This is a genomic window from Nostoc sp. DedQUE08 (assembly GCF_034530895.1).
GTDB lineage: Bacteria > Cyanobacteriota > Cyanobacteriia > Cyanobacteriales > Nostocaceae > Nostoc.
On the sequence record NZ_JAVRCD010000022.1, the window covers coordinates 88,280 to 109,896 of the forward strand.

General features: G+C 41.5%; 19 protein-coding genes and 1 other RNA gene. 6 read left to right on the plus strand and 14 right to left on the minus strand.

Going from position 1 to position 21,617, the window contains the following annotated elements; genetic code table 11:
• Positions 1-143 precede the first annotated feature (143 nt).
• On the minus strand, positions 144-824 hold the full coding sequence (gene surE / locus RMY64_RS16860; RefSeq protein WP_322700649.1) for a 5'/3'-nucleotidase SurE: 681 nt from the start codon (positions 822-824) through the stop codon (positions 144-146).
• Between the two features lie 477 nt (positions 825-1,301).
• Between surE and psb32 the strand changes: the two genes are divergently transcribed.
• Positions 1,302-2,039, plus strand: coding sequence for a photosystem II repair protein Psb32 (gene psb32 / locus RMY64_RS16865; protein ID WP_322670340.1), 738 nt, complete (start codon positions 1,302-1,304; stop codon positions 2,037-2,039).
• A gap of 80 nt (positions 2,040-2,119) precedes the next feature.
• On the opposite strand, the gene RMY64_RS16870 is transcribed toward psb32, so the two are convergent.
• The 3 genes from RMY64_RS16870 to RMY64_RS16880 form a co-directional block, all read right to left on the minus strand.
• Positions 2,120-2,503 carry a DUF4346 domain-containing protein gene (locus RMY64_RS16870; RefSeq protein ID WP_322686399.1) on the minus strand — a complete coding sequence of 128 codons (384 nt, stop codon included), beginning with the start codon at positions 2,501-2,503 and terminating at the stop codon, positions 2,120-2,122.
• A gap of 90 nt (positions 2,504-2,593) precedes the next feature.
• Positions 2,594-3,775, minus strand: coding sequence for a GNAT family N-acetyltransferase (locus tag RMY64_RS16875; RefSeq protein WP_322700650.1), 1,182 nt, complete (start codon positions 3,773-3,775; stop codon positions 2,594-2,596).
• A gap of 155 nt (positions 3,776-3,930) precedes the next feature.
• Positions 3,931-4,671, minus strand: coding sequence for a RibD family protein (locus tag RMY64_RS16880; RefSeq protein WP_322700651.1), 741 nt, complete (start codon positions 4,669-4,671; stop codon positions 3,931-3,933).
• Positions 4,672-4,962: 291 nt separating this feature from the next.
• Between RMY64_RS16880 and RMY64_RS16885 the strand changes: the two genes are divergently transcribed.
• Entirely contained in the window at positions 4,963-7,095 is a 2,133-nt protein-coding gene (locus tag RMY64_RS16885; protein WP_322700652.1) for an ATP-binding protein, read from the plus strand.
• A 25-nt stretch (positions 7,096-7,120) separates the two neighbouring features.
• On the opposite strand, the gene RMY64_RS16890 is transcribed toward RMY64_RS16885, so the two are convergent.
• The 3 genes from RMY64_RS16890 to RMY64_RS16900 all read right to left on the minus strand — a co-directional run bounded on the left by RMY64_RS16890 (position 7,121) and on the right by RMY64_RS16900 (position 9,340).
• Positions 7,121-8,224, minus strand: a complete 1,104-nt coding sequence (locus tag RMY64_RS16890; protein WP_322700653.1) for a Gfo/Idh/MocA family oxidoreductase — start codon at positions 8,222-8,224, stop codon at positions 7,121-7,123.
• Between the two features lie 116 nt (positions 8,225-8,340).
• Positions 8,341-9,060: a ribonuclease III gene (gene rnc, locus RMY64_RS16895; protein ID WP_322686394.1), complete on the minus strand. Its 720-nt coding sequence runs from the start codon at positions 9,058-9,060 to the stop codon at positions 8,341-8,343.
• A gap of 106 nt (positions 9,061-9,166) precedes the next feature.
• The gene (locus RMY64_RS16900) at positions 9,167-9,340 is read right to left on the minus strand and encodes a hypothetical protein (RefSeq protein ID WP_289798473.1); all 174 of its coding nucleotides are present in this window, start codon (positions 9,338-9,340) and stop codon (positions 9,167-9,169) included.
• A gap of 128 nt (positions 9,341-9,468) precedes the next feature.
• Here RMY64_RS16900 and RMY64_RS16905 point away from each other — a divergent pair, with 128 nt between their 5' ends.
• Positions 9,469-9,852, plus strand: a complete 384-nt coding sequence (locus RMY64_RS16905) for a hypothetical protein (protein WP_322670350.1) — start codon at positions 9,469-9,471, stop codon at positions 9,850-9,852.
• Between the two features lie 148 nt (positions 9,853-10,000).
• Here the strand turns inward: RMY64_RS16905 and rnpB are convergent.
• The 4 genes from rnpB to groL all read right to left on the minus strand — a co-directional run bounded on the left by rnpB (position 10,001) and on the right by groL (position 14,326).
• Positions 10,001-10,441: RNase P RNA component class A (gene rnpB / locus RMY64_RS16910), an RNA gene on the minus strand.
• 46 nt (positions 10,442-10,487) lie between these two features.
• Positions 10,488-11,183, minus strand: a complete 696-nt coding sequence (locus RMY64_RS16915; RefSeq protein ID WP_322670351.1) for a hypothetical protein — start codon at positions 11,181-11,183, stop codon at positions 10,488-10,490.
• 65 nt (positions 11,184-11,248) lie between these two features.
• Positions 11,249-12,391 carry a magnesium/cobalt transporter CorA gene (gene corA, locus RMY64_RS16920; RefSeq protein WP_322670352.1) on the minus strand — a complete coding sequence of 381 codons (1,143 nt, stop codon included), beginning with the start codon at positions 12,389-12,391 and terminating at the stop codon, positions 11,249-11,251.
• Between the two features lie 261 nt (positions 12,392-12,652).
• Positions 12,653-14,326 carry a chaperonin GroEL gene (gene groL / locus RMY64_RS16925; protein WP_322670353.1) on the minus strand — a complete coding sequence of 558 codons (1,674 nt, stop codon included), beginning with the start codon at positions 14,324-14,326 and terminating at the stop codon, positions 12,653-12,655.
• 157 nt (positions 14,327-14,483) lie between these two features.
• Here groL and RMY64_RS16930 point away from each other — a divergent pair, with 157 nt between their 5' ends.
• The gene (locus tag RMY64_RS16930) at positions 14,484-15,566 is read left to right on the plus strand and encodes an MraY family glycosyltransferase (RefSeq protein WP_322670354.1); all 1,083 of its coding nucleotides are present in this window, start codon (positions 14,484-14,486) and stop codon (positions 15,564-15,566) included.
• Between the two features lie 61 nt (positions 15,567-15,627).
• On the opposite strand, the gene RMY64_RS16935 is transcribed toward RMY64_RS16930, so the two are convergent.
• Positions 15,628-16,473 (minus strand): Rpn family recombination-promoting nuclease/putative transposase, encoded by an 846-nt coding sequence (locus tag RMY64_RS16935; protein WP_322670355.1) that lies wholly within the window; start codon positions 16,471-16,473, stop codon positions 15,628-15,630.
• Between the two features lie 95 nt (positions 16,474-16,568).
• On the minus strand, positions 16,569-17,315 hold the full coding sequence (fabG, locus tag RMY64_RS16940; RefSeq protein WP_322700654.1) for a 3-oxoacyl-[acyl-carrier-protein] reductase: 747 nt from the start codon (positions 17,313-17,315) through the stop codon (positions 16,569-16,571).
• A gap of 767 nt (positions 17,316-18,082) precedes the next feature.
• On the opposite strand from fabG, the gene trxA reads away from it, so the two are divergent.
• Complete coding sequence (gene trxA / locus RMY64_RS16945; RefSeq protein ID WP_322670357.1) at positions 18,083-18,400, plus strand: thioredoxin; 318 nt, start codon at positions 18,083-18,085, stop codon at positions 18,398-18,400.
• Positions 18,401-18,770: 370 nt separating this feature from the next.
• The gene (locus tag RMY64_RS16950) at positions 18,771-18,935 is read left to right on the plus strand and encodes a hypothetical protein (RefSeq protein WP_322686389.1); all 165 of its coding nucleotides are present in this window, start codon (positions 18,771-18,773) and stop codon (positions 18,933-18,935) included.
• 408 nt (positions 18,936-19,343) lie between these two features.
• On the opposite strand, the gene RMY64_RS16955 is transcribed toward RMY64_RS16950, so the two are convergent.
• On the minus strand, positions 19,344-21,263 hold the full coding sequence (locus RMY64_RS16955; RefSeq protein ID WP_322670370.1) for an iron uptake porin: 1,920 nt from the start codon (positions 21,261-21,263) through the stop codon (positions 19,344-19,346).
• Positions 21,264-21,617 lie beyond the last annotated feature (354 nt).

Below are 21,617 nucleotides of genomic sequence, written 5' to 3' on the forward strand. Positions count from 1 at the left end.
GAAACTTTACCAGATTTCAAATCCTTGAAAATTTTGATCGCGATCGCACCACATACCCATAAGATTAATTAATAGCCCTATACAAGCTCTCCTCAATACCCACTAAAAGTTGGTAATAGTTAACTATTAACTGATGGCTGATATTAAACTCTTAACTGGGTGACGGCGATATTACCAGAAAAACATACATCTACATCGCTGCCAGGAGTGCGATCGCGTTTGCCATATTCCCCTACATAATAAAAATTATCGCCTTCAATTCGATAGTTCACGGGCAAAGGTTTGGTACAGGCTTGGCAAAATACCATCTCAGGATGTGGTTCTCCTGGTTGCAGATGCGGCAGATTCACATTCCAGAAGCTTCCTGGTTCTAGGGGACGCTTGAGTAAATCCGCTAAAACTTCAGCTGTGAATTTGGCAGCTAAATCCCAATCAAAATTCTGCTTGGCTTTGCGATAGTGGGAAATGGCAACTCCGGGAATACCGTGCATCGCGGCTTCTCGCACGGCGGCAACTGTGCCAGAAATATAGGCATCGACTCCCAAGTTTCCCCCAGCGTTGATACCTGAAAGTACAAAGTTGACTTCTGCGTTAATTTGTGTTAATGCAATTCTCACACAATCAGCGGGAGTCCCTGCGATCGCATACTCAGTTTCAGAACGTCGCTGGAGGTTGATAGCACGAGTAGTAGTAACTTGATGTCCACAGCCAGACTGATGATCGGCAGGAGCAGCGATAATAGAATTTTTGCCGTTTACAGCTTTGAGCAGCGCTTGGATACCAGGGGCATCAATGCCATCGTCGTTAGTTAAAAGTATAGTCATGTATATATGATATTGATTTAGCTAAAATATCAGAAAAATGCAGATATAAACCATCACATAGACATCTCTAGAAACTAAATATGCATTGTCTACAACTCTTGTAGAGAGCTAGCAGGATAACGTGTTGACATTCTTTTTCACTCAGATATCTAAAGCTACTCGCAGATATGAAAAAATATGGCGTTGCTGAACCAAAATATAAATCATGCGATATGATTTCTAGATGGTTTGCAAATTCCGCCCTCAGTATTTGGGTTAATTCCCAAAATGGGCGGTATTTCTTGTGACTAGTAAGAGGTTTAGCGTCAGGTGAATGCTTGCAACCGCCCTCAGAAGTTTGTGTAATCAAAAATCCCGTACAATATACATATTTGCTGAGAATATCAGAAATTTTACACTGAAGAAAATCGGGAACGAGGTGATTTTTGCAGTGGTTCTGTAGTATTTTTGGTGCAAGTCTGTCTTAGGGATCACACGATGAAACAGCTCCTCAAACAAGTTTTTAGCAGTCAAAAACACCTCATCCGGCTAATTCTACCTTTGGTGACGGTTATTTTCGCAGCCTCGCTGTTTACCACACCTGCTTTAGCCACAGGTGTGTATCAAATACCCAGCCTGACAGCAGGGAATGACACTTGGGTTTTGGATCAAGGTGAAGTCATCAGCCGTCTGAATGAAGGCAAGATTAGCAGCGCTTTTAAAGATTTGGCAAAGCAAACAGATAAGGAAGTCAGAATTGTTACTGTTCGCCGACTCGACTATGGCGAAACACCAGAAAGCTTTACTAAAGAACTGTTTGAAAAATGGTTTCCAACAAAAGCAGCCCAAGCCAATCAAACTTTATTGGTTATTGATACAGTTACCAATGGTACTGCTATCATTACTGGGGATCAAGTCAAGCCTTTGCTTACTGACTCTATTGCCGAGAGTGTAGCTACTGAAACAGTAAGTGTGCCGTTACGCAATGGTGACAAATACAACCAGGCATTTCTCGATGCCAGCGATCGCCTTGTCGCCGTTCTCTCTGGTAAAACCGATCCAGGCCCACCCCAAATAACTGACAATGTACAGGTTGAAGGCACTTACAAGAAAGCAGAAGAAACCAATCAAGGTAACGCTACTGCTTGGGTAGTAGGATTGTTAATTGCTGCCACCGTTATCCCAATGGCAACTTACTATATCTATCAGATAAATCAGCCCTCTTCTAATGGGTAATTGTAGAGTGGGGAGTTAGGAGTTAGAAGTTAGGAGTTAGGAGTTTCTAACTCTTAACTTTTAACTCCTCACTCCTAACTTTAATCTTGAACATACTCTTGCCCTGTAACTAAAGCTACCTCAGCCCGGACAAATTCTCGACCCAGATAAGCTGCATGATCTAATTGAGTTACAGGAGGGGGCTGAGTTTCTTCAAAAATTTTCACGCAAAGTTCTTTCGCCGTTCTGGCGCTAAAAACTGTTGTATGAGTTCGTTCTACCTTTTCTCGCGCCGGAATTACCTTTCCCGTTTCGGGATCGACAGCTAAACCGCGATCGTCAATCACATTTGTAAAATGCTTGGCATAAATTAACCCTGCGTCTCGATCTAAGTAAATAATGAAATATCCACCAGGATCGAGGTCAATATGACGCTGGGAAAGTTTATCATCAATTGCGGTTAAATCTTCAACTATTAAATCCATAAGCATTAGAAAAAGAAATTTTCTTTTTTCAGGGTTTTTACACTCTATATCAAGTGTAATTCGTCGTTCACCCTCTGCCTTGGCAAACTTTTAAGAATCTCGGTTACTAAATGGCAACTCTGCATTAATTGCCTCAATCTGCTGCTGTTCGAGTTGATTCACTTCCTTAATATAGGGAAGTAAAATTTTTCCTAAACGATTATTGTAAAAGCGATGCAGACTGTGATTGGGCATAGCGGGGAAACCGCGCCGTTTTTTGTGTCGCCCACCCGCGCCAGGGTCAAAAATTTGGATATTGTTAGCGATCGCCCACTCAATCGGCGCATAATAGCAAGCATCAAAATGTAAGCAATCTATTTCTTGAAAACTTCCCCAATAGCGTCCATAGAGTTTGTCATCTTTAAATAAACAAAAAGACATTCCTAAAGGATGAGAATTATCTTCCTCGCTATATGCGGCAACAAACAAGACTCGATGGCGATAATCGGTGTGTAGCTGCTCAAAAAATCTTTGCGTGAGATACTTGCTACCCCACCAGCCAAACTTATCACAGGTATCAGCATAGAATTGGTGCATCAAGGGAAACAAAGACTGAGGAATTCGATCCCCACTTAGTGGTTGCAATCGTAAACCTGCTTTCTCCACAGCTTTGCGTTCCCGCTTGATATTACGCCGTTGATTGGCATTAAACACCTTCAAGTAATCATCAAAAGTTTTAAAATCAGCATTTTCCCAGATATAGCTGTGGTGCAGCCAAGTTGTAAAGCCATGCCGTTCTAACATCGGACGCCATTGGGGATCGACGTAGAGAAAATGACACCCAGAAATCCGATTTTTGGAGCAAAAAGTGTCAATTTCATGCACTATCAGCGCTGTGATTTCATCCTCGTCTTCTCCTGGGGCGATTAAGAAGCGATAACCTTCTGCTGGGGTAAATGGTGTCATTCCCAGCAATTTTGGGTAATATTGGACTCCGATGCGATCGGCTAACTCTGCCCATTGGTGATCGAAAATAAATTCACCAGAGCTATGTCCTTTAAGATAAAGTGGCGCAGCAGCAATCAGTGTTCTATCTCGCCACAGTGTCAGGTGATTTGGCAACCAACCAGTTTTAGCCGTAACACTTTGGGAGGTTTCGAGATTGTTCAGCCACTCCCATTCTAAAAATGGCGTTTTGAGTGGCATTGCCAAAGCATTCCAGGCATTTTGGGGTACTTCAGCGATTTTGTTCGTCCAAACGACAGAATAGCGAGGCTTAAGTTGTTCCACCATCTTAGAGGAGTAGGGAGTAGGGAGTAAGGAGCGGGGGAGTAAGAATTTTAGATTTTAGATTTTGGATTTTAGATTGAAATTTAATCCAAAATCTAAAATCCAAAATCCAAAATTGAATTGCCCAATGCCCAATAAATAACTTAACTTAGCGTAATCTAATCTGCTGGTCGTTGCAGGCGATAGTGCAAAAACACATCTTGCTCAACTGTATGAACTTCTATGAGTTGTAACTTAGGAGCCAAATCAGGTAAAAATCCTTTCCCTTCAACGGGTGTGGGTGCAGTATTACCACCTAAAATCAGCGGACAGACAGTTAGCCATAATTCATCAATTAAGTCTAATTCCACCAAAGAAGCGACTAATTCACCTCCACCCAAGATCGCCAAGCGTGTTATATGTAGAGTGGCTAGATACTTCAAAGCTGCGATAATGTCAATTTCTCGCGTTGGTGTTTCAAAAACCAGAATTTTCTCAAATTCTGGAGGGTACTCCTGTACTTTGATTCCCAGAGTTGAGTGAAGCGTCTGTAAGCGTTCTTTCCACGAAAATTCCCCTGCTGTTGTGGTGAGTAGCCAGCGTCTAACTGGTTGCTTAAAAAAGTGAATTTCCGGATTAAGCTTTGCAGAGTTTGTAATCACTATATGAACTGGTTGCTGAGGCTTCCCTCCTTGCGCCCGGAGTTGCACTAGAGTTGGATCGGTTACAGTAAGTGTTGTTCCATAAGCTTCCAGAGTCCTAGCACCGAACAAAACGGCATCAGAGGCAGCAATTTGTTTTTCTAAGTGCGCTTTATCAACCCTTGAGCCAAACCGAGCAGGCGATCGCTTAAAATCTGCTATCTTGCCATCTGCACTCATTGCTAAAACAACTGTAGTATGAGGACGATGTTGCAACATTAAATTGATTTGATAGTTTTAATATTTACTTTAGTCGTATGTAGATTTTCAAAAAACCATACCTGCAAGCTACTGTTTGATATTTCACCACTGTATTGATATGCAACACAAATCGCTTCTACATCTAGCATATACGAGTTTTGGTATACCACGTTTCTTTTTGAATTATAGCAATTTGTTATTTTTAAACATTGAAAATAAAATTCTGATAATTTAATAAAATGTCTCATCTAGCTAGTTTAATTGCATATCTTTGGTGTTGTAGATTGCAGGTGCAAAGTGAGACACTTGATGACTAATTCCCGCCAATCTTCCTTCCGTCGAATTTTAGTAACGAGAATTTTGCTGCTGTTTGTTCCAGTTTTACTTGTAGGGGAACTTGTTGCCTTGAATAAGGCACGTACTAGTATATTGAGAACTGCACGGCAAAACTTAACAGAAAGCGCCATCAGTAAAGGGGAGAGAATTGGTGATGCGATCGCAATCTTAAAAGCTAATTTGCAGAGTGTAAGCAAAACAACGGTGATTCCATCGGATTCGCCTATACAAGAGCAAGAAATTCTCACACAGTTAAGGCAACAACTTCCAGCTAGTATTGAGTGCATCCAATTAACAAATCTCCAAAGCCACAAAATAATTGCCAGTAGCTGTGGGGATCGAGAAATTGGCGAATTGAGATTACCTTTCCCTAGTGAGGGAATTGATGTCAAAGCAATCTTACCGCCAAAAGCAGGAATGACTGGAAAAAGAAACACACAAAATCAGCAGTTGCAACTAGTTTTATCTGCACCAGTCTTTGATAGCCGAAAAAATTCAGTTTACAGCTTAAGTATTCAATCTGCATTATCCCAACAAACCAAAAATCCGCCGGGATCGCTCACAGGCGCTATGGTAGTAATTGCTGAAGATGGCACAATTTTGGCACACCCATTGACAGATTGGGTGGGAACTAACATCAATCAGCACCCTCATGCTTCCCAAATCAAAAGCATAATTAAAAATGCAATTACGGGACAAAACGATTCGATAAATTTATCTTTTACCGAAGGAAAAGAATTAGTCGCTGGTTATACAGCAATTCCAAATCCACTCACCCAACAGCAGCAGCAAAAATGGATAGTTTTAGCTGTTACTAGCGTCGATAATGCGCTTTTTGGTTTAGAGGAAATCAAATTAATTCTGATCGTTTTGACAGTTGGTTTGATTGGCGCAAGTTTGTTAGCATCCTTATATTTAGCTCCTTACTTGGCCCGTCCTGTAGAAGAATTGCGAGACTATGCTCTCAATATTCACTCTCACCATGCCGCACAACCAGTTCCGCACAATTTTCAAATTCGGGAATTCAATCAACTGGCTCAAGCATTAGACCAAATGGTAGAACGGCTGAAAGCGGGCTCGGAAGAATTAGAAATAGCTTGGAAAGAAGCAAAAAGCGCTAACCAAATTAAAAGCCAGTTTTTGGCTACGACTTCCCATGAATTGAGAAACCCATTAAATATTATTATTAACTGTATTCGTCTGGTTGAAGAAGGTTTATGTGATGACCGGGAAGAAGAAATGGAGTTTCTCAAACGTGCCGATGAAACAACGATTCACTTGTTAGGTATTATTAATGATTTACTCGACATTTCTAAAATTGAAGCAGGTAAGCTTTCAGTTGTTTCCACACCAATTGACCTCCGACAACTATTGTTAGAGGTAATTAATTTACAATCAGTTAATGTCCAGCAAAAGGGCTTGCAATTGAAATGTGAGTTAACTTCCAAAGCGATCCCAATTAAGGCAGACGCGGGAAAACTGAAGCAAGTGCTGATTAATGTTATCGGCAACGCCACCAAGTTCACCGACACCGGCAGCATCACCATTGCAACAGAAATCCAATCTACTAATGGTAAATCTCAGGTGGTAGTAGCTGTGAAAGATACAGGTATAGGTATCGATCCGACTCAACAGCACAAATTATTTCGCCCCTTTGTAATGGTGAATGGCACTACAACACGCCAGTTTGAAGGTACTGGACTGGGACTAGCGATTTCACGAAACTTAATCGAACTCATGGGAGGTAGCATTACTCTTGAGAGTGCGGGACTTCATCAAGGTACGACACTGAAAATTACCTTACCTTTGATTGATATCTCGCTGTTAGCTATTCCAAATAAAGAAGCAAATGTCGGGGATCTTGGATTCTCCTCTGGAAATGAGCCAGTAAAGGCAAGCCGCTATCCCAGCCTACAGGAGTCTGGGGGAAGTTCCTCTTTGGGGATCGACAAATCTGTAAAAGTAGAGCTAGACAAAGAAAAGCTTCCAAAGTCTCAGTTGCTATTTGGAAATGAGACTTGCGAGATTCGTCTTTCGCCCTTACAAACTATCTTGGTAAGTCTTCCAAAAGGAGGAGTTTGTGCAAATGGGACTTTCAAGACGTAATTTAGTCAAAAGTCCATATTCATCACTACTCCTGAGACTTTTGCTCCTTGACGATGCGATCGCTCAAAAAAACAGGTTTACCGCCTTGATTAAGAGATAATGTTAGAGCAGCAAGAATTTCTACTAACTCAGTGCCTACCCACCCAGACGAAATCTCTGAGGGAGTATTGTTAAGAATTGAGACAACAAAGGAGGAGCAAACCCGCCCCAATGGTTCTCCTGGCTCTAATTCCAGCACTACCTGCTTTTGATTCACAGGAATAAATTGATTCCCCTGCTGTTCAAACTCACCATGTAGCAGGGTTAGGGGTGATGATATTGACATTTCATCAAAAATCAAGCTGCCAAGACTACCCACAATCCCCAGCCGTCTCTGTTTATCAGAATTGAGCCAGCACAGGTGAATATAAGCTTGAAAGCCATCTGGATATGTCAGTGTCAGCCAGACTAAATCTGCCAAACCTTGAGGTACAGAATCTGTATATGAACCCACCTCTGCTTCCCTGCTCCCCTGCTCCCCTGCTCCCTGTAGCCATACTGTACCCGTTGCTTGTACTTTTACAGGGGTCTGACCTAGCCAAGCGTTAAAGATAGCAATATCGTGAATAGCTAAGTCCCAGAGCGCATCAACATCTTGGCGGACAGGCCCCAAATGGGTGCGCGTTGCGTAACCATAGCGTAAATCACCTAATTTACCCGCTTGTACTACAGTTTTTCCTTGCTCAACTGCTGGGTGAAATAAATAAGTGTGGTCAACCGTTAGTATTAAATGATGCTGTTCTGCTAAATGGCAAAGTTCCCGGCATTCTGCTGGGTTGAGAGTTAGGGGTTTTTCTGCCAAAACATGGTATCCCTGTTGGAGAGCGTCTTTAATTAAAGCATAGTGGGTGGTAGCAGGAGTAGCGATCGCCACTCCAGTCAACCCTGGCACTGTCTTTAAATCCTGCCATTGGGTTGTTAAGAGTACATTTTCGTCTAAGTTAAACTGCTGCTTGACCGCCGCTAATCGTTCTGGATGGGGATCTACTACAGCAACTACATTTACTTGAGGATGCGCTAAAAAATTCCGCAGCAGATGCACTCCCCAACGCCCAACTCCGATGACAGCAATATTAATTTTATTTGTCATTTGTCATTTGTCATTTGTCATTTATCATTTGTCATTTGTCATTTGTATACAAAGGACGAGGGACAAATGACCACTGACAATCAACTGATTATCGACTAATCGCCCTTCTTTTAAGCTCAGGGTATTTGCGGGTTAGAAATTGCTAAAAAAGCTACTTTAGCTGCGGCTTGTTCTGCGGTTTTAATTGAGCGTCCTTTACCTTGTCCAAGCATCTTTCCGTGCAGCCACACTTCAGCCAGGAAACGTTCTTGATTGCGATGCGGTTGAGTGATTTCCACAACCCGATACTCTGGTAAAACTTTAAATTGCGCCTGAGTCCATTCTTGGAGAGCAGCTTTGTAATTAAGTCTGGCAGGATCGAGGCGAATCTCTGTTGCTAGTTGGTGAAAGTGGGGATCTAGCCAAGAGCGAATCAATTCTAGATTTTGAGTACTTAAGTAAAGCGCACCCAAAACTGCTTCAAAAGCATCTGCCAGTCGTGACTCTAGACCAACTTTATCGGCGGTAGCACTGCCAGCGACTAGTAAGTATAACTCCAAACCATAAACTCTGGCCAATTGGGCGAGAATGCGATCGCTTACCAATACCGAACGAATTGCTGCAAAATCCCCTACTGGACAATCAGGATAATTTTCCCATAACACAACAGCCGACACCAGCCGCACCACTGCATCGCCAACAAACTCTAGCTGTTCATAATTTGCCGAATCAGAGACAGTGGGATGAGTTAGCGCTAAATCCAGCAGTTCCCACTTTATAGGTGCTTCTAGCGATAAACCAAATTTTTGGACTAAACTTTCAAGTTGCCGTTGACGGCGTGGATAGGCAAGGGGCATTACATGATAAGGGGAAGGGGGCAGGGGGAGCAGGGGAAGGTAACTAGCTATCTATATTTAATTTATATTCCTAAAGTTCTTGGACTATTACTCTAACAACTTTTTGTTACTTCTCTCTATCTAGCTTCTCTTGGATAGCTTGACGGCAAAATTCAGGAGGATCGTCTTTAGCTTTGACTTCTTGCTTCATTTCCTTGGTGACACGAAAATTCAATTGTTCTGTTAATTCCTTGCTTGGTTGGTTTCCAAAATTTTCAGGTTTACCCTTAGCTTTAGCCATTTATATAGAAACGTAAATATAGCTTGAAGTCGATGTTAACAACGGAATAGAGTTTAATTCGGTGGTGTTCGTGTCTTGCAAACTAGTTCACCACCGATTTCCACTTTTACAAGAGGTAACTCTATTTTATGTTTACGCGCACAGAATTAGAAGTTAAAAGCTTGAGAGCGTTACGCGATTTATGTCTGATACAGTACGGCATCCAAGCAATAGGAAACCCTGCCGATAAGGCATCCTACATTAATGCACTCCTGACCTTCCCTGTTATAGCCTGCAAGCAAGTGTCAGAAAATAAAGGATTGAAGCCTCCTATGCTTTCTCAAGTAGAAGCGCTAGAAGCGACACTAGAAGCTATGGGAACACCGACACCAGAGCAGTCAGCATTGCTCAAGGTGACGATGGAGGGAAGGAAGTTAGAGTACCCTGCACGTTACAGTCAAGAGAAACTGTTTGGACTCTATCGGGTTAAATGGCATTTGGATACAGCATTAGAGATATTGGGAATGCTTTAAATGCTTTAGATGATGAATTAGCGATGTCTACGACGAGCTTCTCTACGAGACGCTACGCGTAGCAAGATCCCAAAGGGTACGCTTACGCACAAAACCCGTACAAAAAATAATAGAGTACAAACCGTGAAAGGTTCATACTCCATTAAAGGGGAGAGAGCAGGACATAAGCCGGGTTCTGTTCTCTTGCGAGGGCAGTTATCTATCTGGGACGTTTGTTACCAAACGCCTCAAGCGGCTCTCATTGAGCGGAACTGGTAAAAGACCAACCGTAGTTCCTATCGCCTTGCTCCCAACCGGGGTTTACCGAGCCAGCACCTCTCGATACTGCTGGTGCGCTCTTACCGCACCTTTGCACCCTTACCAAATTTAGTTAGGAGTTATGAGTTAAGAGTTAAGAGTTAATAATTAATAATTCCTAACTCCTAACTCCTAACTTCTAATTCCTAACTTTTTTGGCGGTATCTTTCTGTGGCACTATCCTCACGATCGCTCGCACTGGACGTTATCCAGCAAGTTTGGTCTTTCGGGAGTCCGGACTTTCCTCAAACCAGTAACTATGACCGATCTGCAACCGCCTGCGCCTACTCTCTCCTTAAATCCAGTGTACCCGGTTAACACAAGGGGTTGACAGGTTATTACTTTTTTTTATTCCAGGGTAGAGCGTAAGTCCAAGGTAGTTTCCTGACTGTGAAAGGACAATTGATAATGCTAATGGGAGGAAAATCACGACCTGGAGCTAGACCTAGACGCACTTCAGATATCCTCAACACTAATTGCAGAGAAAAATCCAACTCTTTTTTTCTGTTAATAAAATCGTTGTACAACTTTTTTTGCCCTTTTTGTAGCCCATTGATATCAATTAATGGTTTTTTTGCTAAATAGGTTCCAGCTACTTGATCGCGCTGGAAAACATCTTCTGCTGTCACTGTTTCAGAAAGTGTTTTCTTGGGAGCAATCAGGCTAGGACTTTGGGGTACTGCTAAGTCGCGGGTTAAGTCTGGTGATTTCCGAATTACGCGGCGCGATTGCTTACTATGTTCAACAACTAAAGAACTATTGTCCCAGTCAACGTATACGGCAACATTATCTGATTTATTTTCAATGCTAATTCCTAAATCTTTCAAATCGTCAATTGGGTATGAAGATTTGAGTTTAAAGGAAATTCCAATTTTATCGTCGAGATTTTGTTCTTTGAGTTGTTCGTCAACGGTTCCTTTTTTAAACTCAAATTTTACTTGGTCATCGATGGATTCAATCATGCGGTTGAAAACATAAGAGACACCGATAATATAAATCGTCAAAACTACTAAATTTTGGTCGCTACTCCTCATAACTCAAAAATCTTAACTCCCGGTGCTAATGAATATATATTTGACTCATCGCTAATCTACAATTTTTAATTGCGCTTGATTTCTACAGAATTTTGCAGCCACCCTCTTCGCCAAAAAAAGAATAGCAAACTAAATGCGATCGCTAACATCAATGCCCAGCAAAGTGGATAGCCCCAATACCAATTCAATTCAGGCATATTATATGGTGATTTCTCAGTATTGAAATTCATACCATATATTCCGGCCACAAAAGTCAGGGGAATAAAGATCGTTGAAACTATCGTTAGCACCTTCATGATTTCATTCATTTTATTACTTACTGCCGAAAGGTACACATCCATTAATCCAGATGATAGTTCTCGGTAAGTTTCTACCATATCCATCACTTGCACTGTATGGTCATAACAATCTCGCAGGTAGATTCGCACTTCTTCAGAAATCAAATCGGGAGCATCTCGAATTAAGGAATTAATTGCATCCCGCTGGGGCCAGATAGCACGACGTAGTTGCAGTAATTCTCGTCTAATTTGATAAATATTTTGCAGTGTTTGGGGAGTAGGTTTAACTATTACTTCCTCCTCTAATTCTTCGATTCGTTCGCCATAAAGCTCTAGCACTGGGAAAAAGCCATCAATAATTGCATCTAATAAAGCATAAGCTAAATAATCTGCTCCCTGTTTACGGATGATACCTTTGTTTTTTTCAATTCGCGATCGCACCGCTTCAAAGCAATCATGTTCTGGTTCCTCTTGTACTGTCAGTAGATAATTTTTTCCTAATATCAAACTCACTTGTTCGCTATAAAAACCACATGTTCTTTCCTTTGGTACTACCATCCGGGCAATGAAAAGTAATTGATCTTCATAATCCTCTGTTTTAGGACGCTCCGGTACATTAACTACATCTTCTAAAACTAGAGGATGTAACTTAAAAATGTTACCCAATCGTTGTAATATATCTTGACTACCTAAACCTTGTACATCTACCCAAGAAACCGATTCCGATTCCAGATAAGAGACACACTCCTCTGGAGTTTCTATTTGTTCGCGAATGAAATTGGTTTGGTTATAGTCAATCAAAAAAATTATTGGTGGTGGAGCATCTGCATCAATAAAAATGGTTCCAGGTATAGTCCCTGGTTGGTGATGGAACTCGTCTTCATATAGCTTGGTGAGTATTTTAGGAAGGCGACGTAATTTTCGTGCCATGCAATATTACCTAATAGTCATTTGTCATTGCTCATTGGTCATTTGTCATTTTTCATTAGTAAATAACAAAGGACATAAAAATAACTTACATAACTTAGACGTTATTTTGCAAAAATTAATATAAAGAGGTCATCACCCAGATTTTATCTGACGAATTACGAATTGGTATAACATATTGCCTTTGAATCAGCAATGCTACAAAAAACAGTTTGCCTTGGCAAGACAAACTGTTTAAAAAATATTTATCTGGGTCAGCAGAAATTAGAACATACCCATGCCGCCCATGCCACCCATACCGCCCATACCGCCCATACCGCCCATACCGCCCATATCAGGGGCAGGAGCAGCGGATTTCTTCTCTGGCTTTTCAACAACGATCGCTTCGGTGGTTAAGACCAAACCAGCAATGGAACCAGCGTTTTGCAAGGCTGAACGCACAACTTTGGCAGGGTCGATAATACCAGCAGCAATCAAGTCTTCAAATTCGCCAGTAGCGGCGTTGTAACCAATGTTGAAGTCGCTATCCCGGACTTTCGAGACAATTACAGAACCTTCAGCACCAGCGTTGTCTGCTATTTGGCGCAAGGGGGCTTCTAGCGCTCGTTCGACAATATCAGCCCCAATTCTTTCTTCGTCATTTTCTAGGGTGTTTTTAATCGCTTGTACTGCCTTAGCTAAGTGAATTAAGGTTGTTCCACCACCAGGAACAATACCTTCTTCCACAGCAGCTTTAGTAGCGTTGAGCGCATCCTCAATCCGCAGCTTACGGTCTTTGAGTTCGGTTTCGGTTGCCGCACCCACTTTAATCACTGCCACGCCGCCAGCGAGCTTGGCGATGCGTTCTTGCAGTTTTTCGCGATCGTACTCAGAATCAGTTTCTTCTAACTGTCTGCGAATTTGACCAATCCGCTTTTGTACCTCTGGCTTGGTGACACTACCAGCAACAATTGTGGTGTTTTCTTTGTCAATGGTGATTTTGCGGGCAGTTCCCAACGCTTCTAAAGCAGCCGTATCCAAGCTTAAACCGATTTCTTCAGAAATCAACTGTCCATCGGTGAGAATCGCAATATCTTCTAACAAAGCTTTGCGGCGATCGCCAAACCCAGGCGCTTTAATTCCAGCTACGGCTAGTACACCGCGCGCTTTGTTCACCACCAAAGTTGCCAAAGCATCACCTTCGACATCTTCAGCGATAATTAGCAAAGGCTGACCAGAACGGGCAACTTTTTCTAAAATTGGCACTAAATCTTGGATGCTGCTGATTTTTTTATCTGTCACCAAGATTCGGGCGTTTTCAAATTCGACGATTTGCCGTTCGTTGTTGGTGACGAAGTAGGGAGAAATATAACCCCTGTCAATCTGCATCCCCTCAACTACTTCTAGTTCAGTTGTCAGGGATTTAGATTCTTCAACGGTAATTACACCATCTTTGGTGACTTTTTCCATTGCTTGAGCTAACATTTGACCAACTTCTTCATCGTTACCAGCAGAAACAGTGGCAACTTGAGCGATCGCACTTCCTTCTACTGGCTTGGCTATTTTGGCAATTTCTTCTACCAATGCCTCAATAGTTTTGTCGATCCCGCGTCTCAAGCTCACAGGGTTACTACCTGCCGCAACGTTCTTCAAACCTTCTCTAATTAAGGCTTGTGCTAAAACTGTGGCGGTGGTTGTCCCATCTCCAGCGACATCTTTAGTTTTTGAGGCCACTTCCTGGATGAGTCTTGCACCAGTATTTTCCAAAGGATCTTCTAATTCAATTTCCTTGGCAACAGTGATACCATCGTTGACAATTTGAGGTGCGCCAAATTTTTTCTCTAAAAGGACATTGCGACCTTTGGGCCCCAAGGTGATTTTTACGGCATCGGCAAGGGCGTTAACACCCCTTTCTAGAGATCGCCGCGATTCCTCGTCAAATGCAATAATTTTCGCCATGTTTGATTTCTCCAGCGCTTCCATTAGACAATTTAGCACTCACAGCGCCAGAGTGCTAATCTCTCAAGCGGCTCAAGTTACAAATGGAAATAAAAAAATTGATTAATATACAGGTGATGCTCATATTAGATACTGGCAGTAATGCTTGAATTGGGAGATGAATCTAGACAACTCCCTTAAGTCCCTTGGTATTGCCGACCCTAGCGGCACCGGCTGGTTGGCAGTAGTATTTACGTTCCTCTTGGCTTGGCTTGTAACTTGGCGTTTAATTCCGACAGTACGCAAATTCGCCTTGCGGGTAGGTTGGGCTGACCAACCCAACGCACGGCGACTCAACCGAGAACCTTTACCCAATGCCGGGGGGCTGGCTATCTACGCGGGCGTGATTGCCGCGCTGGTATTAGCTAGCCTTTTACGACCGATCGAACTCCAAAACGTATTGGCTCAGGTGCTCACTATTCTGTTGGGGGGTTCGATATTAGTCCTGGTGGGCTTTATTGACGATCAGTTTGGCTTACCGCCCTCTGTGCGATTGTGGGCGCAAATTGTCACGGCACTTTTGCTGGTAGCTAATGGTATCAGTGTCAAAGTCCTGTTTGGCACTCCCATCGATTCACTTCTGTCCATGTTGCTAACAGTACTATGGGTAGTAGGGATTACCAACGCCATCAATTTGATGGATGGTATGGATGGCTTGGCAGGAGGAATTAGCTTTATAACCGCTATGAGTTTATTGGGCGTTGCAGCTCAATTTAACAATCGTGCTGCGGCAATCTTAGTCCTCGCAGCTTTGGGAGGTGCTGCACTAGGATTTTTGCGCCATAATTTCCATCCATCACGAATTATTATGGGTGATGCCGGAGCATACTTTTTTGGTTATGTGTTGGCAGCAACTAGTATTTTAGGGAAACTGCAACAAAACACAATTTATGCGCTAATTCCCACGGTTTTATTTCTATTATTACCGGTGCTAGATACCACTCAAGTATTTGTGCGGCGGCTACTAGCAGGAAATAACCCTCTGAGTACTCCTGGCAAAGACCACCTGCACCACCGCTTACTTGCTTGGGGACTCTCCCAGCGCCATGCTGCGTTTACCCTTTGGTCAATTACCTTAGTTTTCAACTTGCTAGCGATGAGAATACAAGGTATGAGTTTGGCTGTGATGCTGACAACCGCCAGTAGTATTATCCTACTTTTGGGCTTTACAGTCTGGCAAAGGATACGCCAACAGCCTTAGTTGCTTGTAGGGTCGGCATTGCAGTGCTAGCCCTACTATGTTTATTCAATTCACCAAAAATTCAAGCTTGAGTTAAATTGTCTTGCAGCCAAACAACTAAATCTCCTTCTGTGGAAAAATCCAACAGTGCCTCGGCTAGATTTTCAAGCTGTTCGATAGATAACTGGCTGATGCGCTCTGACAATTGCGGATTCAAATTACCAATGCGTCGTCGTAACTGGCGCATGACTAGCTCTAGAGTTGTTTCCTGCTTGAGTTCCTCATAAAGTCTAGTCGTTTTGATATCAAAATCACCGAGTCCAAACATTTTTACCAACTCCTGACGACTGATACGCGGTAGTTTGTAAACTACAATTGTTTCTATTAAATCTATCACTTTTTTTTGAAGTGCTTTATCGCTCAGTTCCGAACGTGTCTTTGTAATCAAACTTTTGACTAATATGGGAGTTTGTTTTTTATTTACAACTACTAATTTGATAATACCAACTCCTAAGGAATATTCAGTTACTTCTCCAAGCTCGTTTAAATATAGCCTCGTTACAAGTTGGCTTTCGAGTAAGACTCGATACGGTTGGACTTGTGTTGGTTCAAGGCTGCGGCGAGGGAATATAACTACCGATCGCCAATCTGAAGTAGGTGCGTAAAGTCGTAAATACAGAAATATTTCTGAAAATAAACGAGCATAAAATTCATTATCTTTTTGAAATTGAACCTCTACAAAATAAATCGGCTGATGATTAGTGTCAGCAACAGGAAGAAAGACTCCATCAATGCGAAATGCTGTTTGCTTTAATTCTACTGAAGCGAAATTATATGCATTTGCTTCTGATGGTTGCAGATTAATTAATTCAAAAAAAGCACTGGGGAAAGTTTGAAATAAACGATAAAAAATAGAGTCTGTTTTCATAACTAATCTATCAAATTTTATTTAATAAGTTCGTAGTTGGCGCTAAAGCGCCAACTACGAAAAATCGCTACCCCTCAATTATTTAGCTCAACTATTTAGGCCATTACCATACCGCCATCGACGTTAAAGACTTGTCCAGTGATGTAGGCGGCGGCGGGATCGGCGGCGAGGAAGCGCACCATTCCTGCGACTTCTTCGGGTTGACCGAAGCGACCGAGTGGAATGTATTTCAGAATATCTTCGGGGTTGTTGAGATCGCTGGTCATGTCGGTGGTGATGAATCCAGGAGCGACGGCGTTAACGGTAATGCCACGAGTAGCGAGTTCTTTGGCAACGCTTTTGGTGAAACCGATTACACCTGCTTTGGCGGCGCTGTAGTTTGACTGACCTGGGTTGCCCATTTGCCCAGCCACAGAGGTAATGTTGATAATCCGCCCCGATCGCTGCTTCAGCATAATTTTACTGGCGGCGCGTGTACATAAAAAAACACCAGTGAGATTCAGGTCTATCACTGCTTGCCAATCTTCTGGCTTCAAACGCAAAAGCAGTGTGTCGCGCGTAATTCCTGCATTGTTGACCAAAATATCCACACGCTTAAACTTTTCCATCACGGCGTTAACTAGTGTGTCTACTTGCTCAATTTTAGAAACGTCTGCTTGGATCGCGATCGCCTGACCTCCTGCTGCTGTAATTTCTGTTACAACTGCTTCAGCCGCAGCACTAGAACTGGCATAATTAACAACTGCGATCGCTCCTTGTGAAGCTAATTCAATTGCGATCGCTCGGCCAATTCCTCTTGATGCACCTGTGACAATTGCGACTTTATCTTGTAATAGCGTCATTTAATGTTCCTCAATCTTAGAAATACCGCGCTAATTATCTTATGGCGATTTCGGGAACATCTGAATATTGTCTGGATAATATCTAACTCTTGCGAGGTGATAATCTTGCTGTCATCCTGCAAGTTAGATAGCTAATAGATAAAGTTATATAGGACTCATATTTGATTTCTGAAAAAACTCAGTACACCTTTATTTCTATCTTCCCAGTCCCCAGTCCCCGATCTTTACGAGTAATCAGGAATCAAATAGGATTGCTATACGGCGTATTTAGCTAGATATAGCTATGCTGAATCAGACGCGCTAAAACAAGATCCTTACCTTCATAAAAGTTATCGAGAAGCTGCGATTTGCAATTCTCACAAATCAAATAAGATTCCTATATAACTCGAATAACAATAATTAACGTTTTACTCTGATTAAATATCTATAGTTACTTCTCTGTAAATAGATGAATAACTATAACTAATATATTTGCCTGACTAGATAGACTAGAAAGTGTTGCATCTACAGCCTTCGTAGACATCACTCTTGTGAAAGCCTATATAATGATTTGGTCGATCGTGATAGGTTGAAACACATATTTAATACAGATGCACAACCTAACATAATATACGGATTTTATTATAATTATTTAATATTTTTGGCTGGCTAATCATCCTCATATTAACTAATCTAATCTTTTACTAACAAAAACCCATGAACCTATACCGATTTTATTTTATAAGAACTACTATTGAAACAAACAATTGAAAATCGGTGTGTGTCACATGGCAACGAAAAAGCAATTTAACAGTTTTGAAGATATGCTGTCTGCTTCTGATGTACCTGTATTAGTAGATTTTTATGCTGACTGGTGCGGCCCCTGTCAGATGATGGTGCCAATTTTAGAGCAAGTCAATGCCCAACTTAAGGATCGCTTAAGGATTGTCAAAATCGACACGGAAAAATACACAGATTTGGCTACTGAGTATAAAATCGCTTCTCTTCCAACCCTAGTACTGTTTAAGCAGGGTCAGCCTGTGGAGCGGATAGAGGGAGTGATGCAAGCACCGCAATTGGTGCAATATCTACAAACAAAGATTTAAGCTTACACTTAGAATTTTGATTTTAGTTCTTAGAGGCGCGAAATATCGCGTCTCTTTCAATAGATAGATAATAATCTCCGTCCATATTAATCAAATCACTGTTTAGTTGAACTTCTAAAAGCCATAAGACTCCTATTTGATTGCGTGAAAAAACTCTGTATAACTAAGGCTGATTCCCTACTTCCTGCCTCTGGCGCTTACGCTGTACTTTGAGGATCGCGTAAGTAGGTTTAAAAATAAAATCGGATTGCGATAAAACCTTAAGTAAATGTTAAGCATATTTACTTATATGTCTAGAGAAAGTAGTTTAGAAATTGAGAAGACTATATTGTATAGATATAACAAAGTATATTGACAAGTAAGACCATATATGAGTGGGAAGCAACAAAGACCTGACAAAGCCTATATTTGGGCGAATATTGATTTTGATAAGGTTAAAAATAGAATAGATGGGGTGACTTGCCAGATTGAGCGGGTTATACAAAAGCACCACCTTTCAAATCAAACTGCTAAATCAGGTAAAAGAAATAATTAGGTTATCTGTGGGGCGATATCGACGATGAGTTACACCTACACAGTTTATTTTTAATGTAGCCTGTACTTCGCCCATTCGGTAAGCTACTTCGACTGCGCTCAGTACAAGTCAGTCACCAACGTAGACATCATATTAGTTTTGCACAACAAATTTTGGGCAATGGGACTATATTTTTGTCAAAAACCAAACAATATTATTCAATAAACATCCACCGAATTTCTACGTATTTATTAGTCATTATTTTATCTTCAACACTTTTTTTAAAGATGTGACTAATGGATAGCCAAAGCATCGGGGTGAGGTTCTTTATTGTTGATTTATGCTGCAAGAGGTCTACTGTGAATTTTGTTATCCAATCTCAAAATCCCCCAATTTCTTAGGGGATTTTGACTGCTTAATCTCAATCTCTTAAAATGTAAAAGTAGTCCGAAGTACGCCTACAGTCGTAGTCTCATTATTGCTGTTACCTTCTGGGTTAAAGAGAACAAACGCACCAGGGGTAATGCTAATATTATCGCTAACTTGAAGGCGGTAATAGGCTTCCAAATGGTAAGGAGTCGCCCGATTCTCGCCTGTGGGGGTAAGTTGAGCAGAACCACCAGTATCGCTACGGAAAAGCGGCTGACCAAAAAGAATCCCGGCTGTGTTTCCTGACTTGAATAAATCTTTAAAGTGAATTCCCGCCATCCAACTTGTAAAGGTGGTGGAAGCATCCACGCTATTTGAAGCAGCATCAACAAATATTGCTGCACCGTAGCCAGATAAGGCTATCTTGGGAGACAATCGCCATGTTACCGTACCGCCAACAGAGTTGAGTGTGAGCGGTGTTCCAACTGCAACTCCTGATAAAGCACCGATATCACTACTAACTAATCCTGTAGCCAAAATATTGATTTCGTGATAACTGTGGGCATAGTTTAAACCAATATCAAAAGCAGGACTTGGTTTGAAGGTTAACTGTGTGGCAATAATACTACTACCACTAAATAAACCTGCTCCCAAAGGTGTAGTAGAAACTCCTGGTACTGCTTCAGCCGCAGATTTTTCCGGTAAATTGGCATTTACACTGCCGTATAAAGCTCTTAAATCAAAATTTGGCGAAATGTTAAAAATAAATCCCGCCGCCGATGCTAAACCAGTACCCGAAGTTCCACCAGAAACCCGTAGTACAGGATTCAAGTTGCCAAAACGAGATATTGACTCTTGTCCTTCACCATAAAAAGGCGTAATTGTTGGGAAAGCATCTGATGTCTCTGCCGCAGTTCCCGCAAACAAGGTTAATTTATTAGCGACGGGAAAGACATACAGCAATTTGTAAACCTGAACGCTGTTTGCGCCAACGCCCGACAAAGTATTGACATTTATCCCCGGAAATTGCGGCTCAAAACTGGTACGAGCGCTACTTGCACTTAAAAGTGGCGAAGCTAATCCTAAACCTTGTTGCAGGCTACCCTCTCCAGTGGCTCCACCCAAAAAATTATAGGCTTGCAATCCAGTAATTAATGAATCTTTACCAGTAAAGCTAGTGGTGAGATTTAACCGTACTCTATTGACTAAGATGATGTTCGGGTCACTATCATTAGGAGCGCCACCGCTAGCACCAACACCAGCAATAATTACCTCACCATTGAGTTTGGTCGTAGTAGAAAACTGATTTGCTTCTAGTTCTGCTGTGCGAGCTTCTACAGCATCTACTCGACCCCGCAATGTTGCCAATTCCGCCGCAAATTGTTCTTGTAGTTTCTGCAATGTGGCTAAATCTTCTTTTTTGACCAAATCACCAGTTGCAGTCGCAATCAGTTCATTTATTCGCTCTAAACAAGCATTTAAGCCAGCAGCAAATTCATAGCGAGTCATCGCCCGATTACCGCGATAGGTTTGATTGGGATAACCTGCAATACAACCATAGCGCTCGACTAAAGATTGGAGTGCCTGAAAAGCCCAATCATTCGGCTGTACATCAGACAATTGCGATACGGATGTTACTTGTGCAAGTTTGTATGAGGTTGGAGATGAACTTGCAGGTTGTGGTGTGATTGGCTGCCATAAGTTAACAGCAGAATCTATTCCTAAATCTTGAATTTTTTGCTGTTCATTGACTGAGGGTAAGTTTTTTTGGCTCTCATTAGCTATCAGCAATTTACTGGAGATATTATTTGCTAAATCGCTTTGATGAGAATAATTATTTTCATAGCTGCCGTCATTTTGATTAACAGCTACGTTTTTATCTGCAATTTTTAAACTAGGAAGGGCTTGCACAGGTGATAACCCGACAATTAAACATAAAAATCCCATCCCACTAGCAAAAGCTAGTAGATATTTTGCCATCATGACTCCCAACACCTATAAAATAGTGGAAAAATTCATTGCGATTTTAAAATGGATTGATAAGTAAATTTAAAGTAGATTTAGCAAGAGAGTCTTGTCAACTTTAAATTTTGGATATCAGGATTTTTTCTGAATTAACTTATCAAAACGTCAGCTTATATCGCAGGTATTAAATTCTAGTAAATACTATTTTCGGAAAGAATTAACAAAACATCATATTGATAGTTTCTATAATTACGATAGCAATCCCAAATGATTTTTGAACAACGCATTGCGTAAAATGCTTGATTCATAAGCCTTCTAAATTTTCTCTGTTCAAATATAAAAAATAATTGCTATATTGACAAAAGAATA